The 5,071-nt window shown below is 39.7% G+C and carries 9 protein-coding genes and 1 pseudogene; all 10 read right to left on the reverse strand.

Annotated elements, in window-relative coordinates:
- Window positions 1-171 precede the first annotated feature (171 nt).
- Window positions 172-582: a phosphate-starvation-inducible protein PsiE gene (gene psiE / locus PSF28_RS23250; protein ID WP_109913125.1), complete on the reverse strand. Its 411-nt coding sequence runs from the start codon at window positions 580-582 to the stop codon at window positions 172-174.
- Window positions 583-964: 382 nt separating this feature from the next.
- Window positions 965-1,087, reverse strand: a pseudogene (gene ymcF, locus PSF28_RS23255) (cold shock small protein YmcF); the annotation flags it as partial.
- A 7-nt stretch (window positions 1,088-1,094) separates the two neighbouring features.
- The gene (gene cspE, locus PSF28_RS23260; protein WP_239982570.1) at window positions 1,095-1,307 is read right to left on the reverse strand and encodes a transcription antiterminator/RNA stability regulator CspE; all 213 of its coding nucleotides are present in this window, start codon (window positions 1,305-1,307) and stop codon (window positions 1,095-1,097) included.
- A 398-nt stretch (window positions 1,308-1,705) separates the two neighbouring features.
- Window positions 1,706-2,257: a DUF1133 family protein gene (locus PSF28_RS23265; protein WP_239982569.1), complete on the reverse strand. Its 552-nt coding sequence runs from the start codon at window positions 2,255-2,257 to the stop codon at window positions 1,706-1,708.
- 31 nt (window positions 2,258-2,288) lie between these two features.
- Window positions 2,289-2,828, reverse strand: a complete 540-nt coding sequence (locus PSF28_RS23270) for a DUF968 domain-containing protein (RefSeq protein ID WP_442958824.1) — start codon at window positions 2,826-2,828, stop codon at window positions 2,289-2,291.
- A complete protein-coding gene (locus PSF28_RS23275) occupies window positions 2,825-3,211 on the reverse strand; it encodes a RusA family crossover junction endodeoxyribonuclease (RefSeq protein WP_102140697.1) in 387 nt (128 codons plus the stop codon). Before PSF28_RS23275 ends, PSF28_RS23270 begins: the two co-directional genes overlap by 4 nt.
- On the reverse strand, window positions 3,196-3,579 hold the full coding sequence (locus PSF28_RS23280; RefSeq protein ID WP_102140696.1) for a hypothetical protein: 384 nt from the start codon (window positions 3,577-3,579) through the stop codon (window positions 3,196-3,198). Before PSF28_RS23280 ends, PSF28_RS23275 begins: the two co-directional genes overlap by 16 nt.
- Window positions 3,572-3,754, reverse strand: a complete 183-nt coding sequence (locus PSF28_RS23285; protein WP_102140695.1) for a Lar family restriction alleviation protein — start codon at window positions 3,752-3,754, stop codon at window positions 3,572-3,574. The genes PSF28_RS23280 and PSF28_RS23285 overlap by 8 nt, the downstream gene beginning before the upstream one ends.
- Window positions 3,751-4,203 (reverse strand): hypothetical protein, encoded by a 453-nt coding sequence (locus PSF28_RS23290; RefSeq protein WP_272685726.1) that lies wholly within the window; start codon window positions 4,201-4,203, stop codon window positions 3,751-3,753. Before PSF28_RS23290 ends, PSF28_RS23285 begins: the two co-directional genes overlap by 4 nt.
- A gap of 1 nt (window position 4,204) precedes the next feature.
- Window positions 4,205-4,909, reverse strand: coding sequence for a phage N-6-adenine-methyltransferase (locus PSF28_RS23295; protein ID WP_272685727.1), 705 nt, complete (start codon window positions 4,907-4,909; stop codon window positions 4,205-4,207).
- Window positions 4,910-5,071 lie beyond the last annotated feature (162 nt).

The raw sequence follows: 5,071 nt of genomic DNA on the forward strand, positions 1-5,071 counted from the left end.
CCCATGGCGTGTGTGCTTCTATCCTGATAAGTACAGATAACTCATGCGAGTTAGCCAATCAGCCTTGGCATTCTCCACAATGAAAACCCTACTCGCTTTAATGCCGCTATGTGAAAGATAGAAGCTGGCAAATAGAGTTGTCATTATAAAGGCACTTGCTAAAAGGTATTCTTATTCATTCGGCTTTAATCTTTCGGAGTTTGCAAAGTATAATGCGATAACTAATATCAGTATGGTGACCGAATATATGATAAACAACTGAGGACTGTTGTGCTCAACAACAATAAGCCGAATTACCGCAGTGATCGCAATATAGATAAAATATTGTAATGGAAAATGATAATCAGACTGAAAATACTTGATAATCAATGCAATAAATTCAAAATATAAAAAATAAATGATAAGACCATCAATTAGGGAGTAAATTGAAGTTGAATTGCTAACCGCAAATAAAAGTGCGGCCAATACTATAGTTTCTTTGATTAAAAAGATAATTAATATAACTGCAAGTAGAAGCAATGCAGCGCTACTAATCCATTGCAATACTCTACTAATTAGCTTTGATTGACTCAATCCAGACATCCCCCCCCTCATGATCTTAACCTTTAAACATAGTTAGTGGAGTGGTCCGCCATCGAGGCATCGAACCTCGACTCTTAGTTTTGCTAAGACTAAATACTCTTCCAGTTGAGTTAATGGCGGAGAAGGCTTATTTAAGCCAGTTTAGTATTGCAAAAGCCATTAAGGACATAATAGCTATAAACATAATATTCTGGGTATAACTAATTATTCGGTCGTAAATAACAAGCCAATTCATAGTTTACTCCTTGGGGTGTTTCTCTTAAAAATCTGCATCTACTTTTCAAATAAAATGTTGCAAATACGAAACGTTAAAAAAATACACCCTTATATATAATAAAACCTCGACATTGCGAGGTTTAAAATACTAGATAGCGCGAGCGTTCATTATATTTTTACAAAATATACATGTGGCGCCATGTGGATTGCTAACCGAAATATCAAACTGCGATGTCCGATACTGGGATCCGTTACAACATGGGCACTTGTAATAGAAGCGAATTTTTATAATGTTTTTAAAGCGCCACTACGTTAGCTGCTGCTGGGCCTTTTGCGCCAGCCTCTAATGAGAAGCTTACTTTTTGCCCATCATATAAAGTTTTAAAATCATCACTTTGGATAGCTGAAAAATGCACAAAAACATCTTTGCTTCCGTCTTCAGGAGAGATAAAACCAAAACCTTTAGATTCGTTAAACCATTTTACTAAACCAATCATTGAATTAGACATAGAATTTCCTTTAATTTTTAAGTTTGCCATAAGGCATAGGTAAGGTTTGTTTTTTATTTTTACTTATGGGAATTAATTAGAAGGAATTCGCAATGAAGAGGTATCTTAGATAACGCTAAATGGTGAACAACTTTAAACTGACTAGCATAAATAGGCCTGTACTTCCAAACCGATGAATCCATTAAGCCACACATCCTAAGCGATAGCAAATTTTATTTTCTAGCTTACTTTATAACTACACATGTAACTCTGACCAATCATAACAGCAAGTCTTATGTTTATTTTAGGTACAAAAAAGCCCCGCGATTGCGAGGCTTTAAATTCCTTTCCTGCCTTGCGTTTACAGCTTCGCGCAGCATATACGAAAACTATAACTTTATCGGTAAAATAGTCAAGCTTTATTCACCGTAATGATACTTATGGTCGAATTCATCGCACATTGGACGATATAGCATAAACTCAGCAACACTAATCCATGCTTTTACTCTGTCCTGATATGTACGCAAGCAATAACGGCCATCTTGTTCATAAAGCTCTAGTGCAATTTTATACTTGGATTTTTTATAAACATAATGCTCTTTTAGAATATCCAGTAAACCAGCATCAGTTTTCATAACCTCACAAATGACCTTGTCCATTTTGCCGCCTTCAGTATCCGAACAGAACCACATGCTACTTAGTGCTTTTTTATCCTTAAACTCTTCCAAGAACATTAATAGAGTTTCCTTGGATAGCCCAGATGTGCGCATTCTTTTCATTGCATCTTTTAAGGCTTTTTTGGTAATTGTTGGTTCTTCTAATAACCGATTAAACATGCCTGCTGCATCTGCTACCTTGCTAAATGCCGCCCATCGTCCCCACATTTTTAAACGCCCACGGATCCACACGCTTTCCAATGTACGTAATTTTAAATGTTCTTCGCCTTTACCTGTCGTTAATGGATAAATCACTTAATACCTCTTTAGTAGGCCGCACCCTACGTTAACCGAAAACACCCAGTGCCGCTGAACGGTCTAGGAATCGAATTAAAAAAATTAATTGGCTACCGTGTTCCCTTTCCCATTCCCTCGGATCCTTATGCAACTCGCTGTGGTGAATGCGACATAATGGAATAGTGAACAAGTCATGGGCTTTAGTGCCAATACCGCCCTGACCATGACCGATTAGGTGATGTGCATCGTCCGATGTAGCACCGCATACGCAACATGGCTGTGATTTAACCCACTGCAGATATTTATCATTAGTCCAGCGCTGTAATTTAGGTTTCTTCATAAAACTTGCTGGTGGTTCAGGATCTACAGAAAGTCTTAGCACTGGCTTTAACATCTCAATCTCATTCAGCGCGTCGCTGAGGTAGCGGTCAGAAAGGGAAATAAGGCCTGACGGTTTATGTTTCAGTTCATCAGGCAAAGTCATGAGCAACATTCTTCCATTGAATGTATTTAAATGTGCACCTGGTCTAAATATCACCGCGCTAAGTTCAGGGATTAATATTGGGGTTAATATCCATTGATGACTCATGATATTTTCTCCACTTCTGCATTGAGAGGCCTTATCTCAATTTCAAATCGACCACCTTTAACTACCTCACACCAAGTGATATCAACATGCTTAACTTGCTCATCGTCTTTCCAAATATTGGCATGGGTGATGGCGTCAAATGGTGCTTTTAGATAGTTATCAATATCCCTTCTGTGATAAGTGGGTGGGAACATCTTCACAATGACGGATACATTTTCAGTAATTACCCTAGGCCTTGGTCTTAATTGGGTATAAATAGCAGCTATTGCACTAGCCCGGAACGCACGCCCTTTTGCGCTGATTAACGTTTTACCGTTGATGTTCCGCCAGCAAGCATTAACACTTGGTGGAAAAGGCAGGACTAGACTTAAATATCCAGACATATTTGACCTCCACCACGGATAACAGATAAATGATTACCTTTAGCTGAATTGAACTTGGCATAGTGAGCTTGGCGATAAATTTTAACCTGCCCAATGTCATCAAATATATAATGGCGACCAAAGCCTACTTCCTGACTTTCGCAAATAGGACAATAATCAATTGATTCACAACCACCAGAGCGACCCTTGCGCCAGTGAAGATTTCCATGAAAAGTGGAACAACTTGCACACATAGGAGCATCGCAAGTGTAAGCCGATGAGAATCGGGATAATACGCCACTATCATTTCGCTCACCGATGTAGCAAATAACGCCATCACAAAGCAAATCAGCATTGCCACCACAGAACATGCATTTATTGCTAGCCATTTGTTACCACCTTATTCCAAATTGCTATTGCTGATGGCTTATCATTTACTGCAGGGCCTTTCGCCCCACAGCTATGACAATAAACATAAAACCAAGTACGGTATTCAAGAGTCTGAATGTGGAGATCTTCACTACCGCATTTGCATTGGTGAATTTCTGGCATTTTGTTTTTCACGCCCTAACCTCCACCAAAAGTCTATCTAATTTCTTAAGCGTCTCGCTCCCCATGTCCCCGATATAGGCTTTTTCAACAACCCTGATCCCACACTCAAAATCATTTCCATTAAAAGTCTCTTCTGATTTAACTTCAGCTACAGAGACTATTGGCTTACTGACTGGCTTTACTGCCCCGCTCTTTTTTAGCTTTGTTTCCCATACTGCTTTTAACTTTGTAATTGCGTGAGGATCAATGCTGTATTGCTTTGACCTCTGCTTAGTTTTCCCAGCAGCGAAATTACCGACATATTTTATGCAGCCAATTTTTTCTAACATTTCAAAAGTTCGGTGCGCAGCAGATGGTGAATAACTAGCAATATTTTTTAGGATCGGGGCATTTATTGTCTCAAACTCGCGTCCAATCCTAATAACTTCAATTCCTTGCGTGTATTGGTATTCAGTTATCATTTTATGCAGCCACCCTCTTCGCTAACCACTGTGCTTGCTCTATAAATGCCTTACCGCGCTGTTCTAATTCTTCACGGCTAATGTAATCAAATGCTTTTCCATTCCATGTTTTATCGAAAACAACAATTGCCCCGGCAAAGAATGCACCGGTTGGTTTTTGTTTTTCATCAGCGGGGATAAACCACTTCGGAACGTCAAAACCAATACGCCCACGGATAAAACAGATGTGATCTGCATTTTCTGGCCACCACACCTCACTCGTTGCTGCTTTCAATAAAAAGACATATCGACCACCAAGTTCCCGCATCGCTGAAGCATGGGACATAATGTGACGAACACCTGTTATTGCTTGCTTTCCATGATATGAGCTACGTGAGTACGGAGGATTACCAAAGGCAACACCGCCAATTTCTTTTAACTTCGCTGACCAATCTTGAGTGAGAGCGTTATCTTCCGCGGTATAGAAATGAGGTGCCTTACTATTTTCACCGTCAGTGAATAGGTCTAGGGTAAATGGTCCATAGATTGAATTAATGCCACATACAAGGTTTTCGGGTGATTGCCACTGATCCTTAATCTCTTTAAGTTCGTGAGTTGGCTGCAACTTCAGAGTATTGAGCTTTTTAACGTAATCGCTTTGCGGTGCTATTTGAGCCATGCTTTCCGCTTTAATGTTAGGGCACACTGATCCGTATGTTAGCTTCATCAGATAGCACCTCGCTGCTGGTGGGATTTAACATACTCACGCATATGCTTATAACGCTGCTGAACTTGAAAATGGTCAGCATGATGGTTTAAGTGGCGAAACTTCCTGCAAGTCACTAAATCACGACGAGATTGATTCCATCTGTTGCGAAGCTTGCGAATC

Origin of the sequence: Providencia sp. PROV130 (genome assembly GCF_028482225.1) — a bacterium.
Taxonomy (GTDB): domain Bacteria; phylum Pseudomonadota; class Gammaproteobacteria; order Enterobacterales; family Enterobacteriaceae; genus Providencia; species Providencia rettgeri.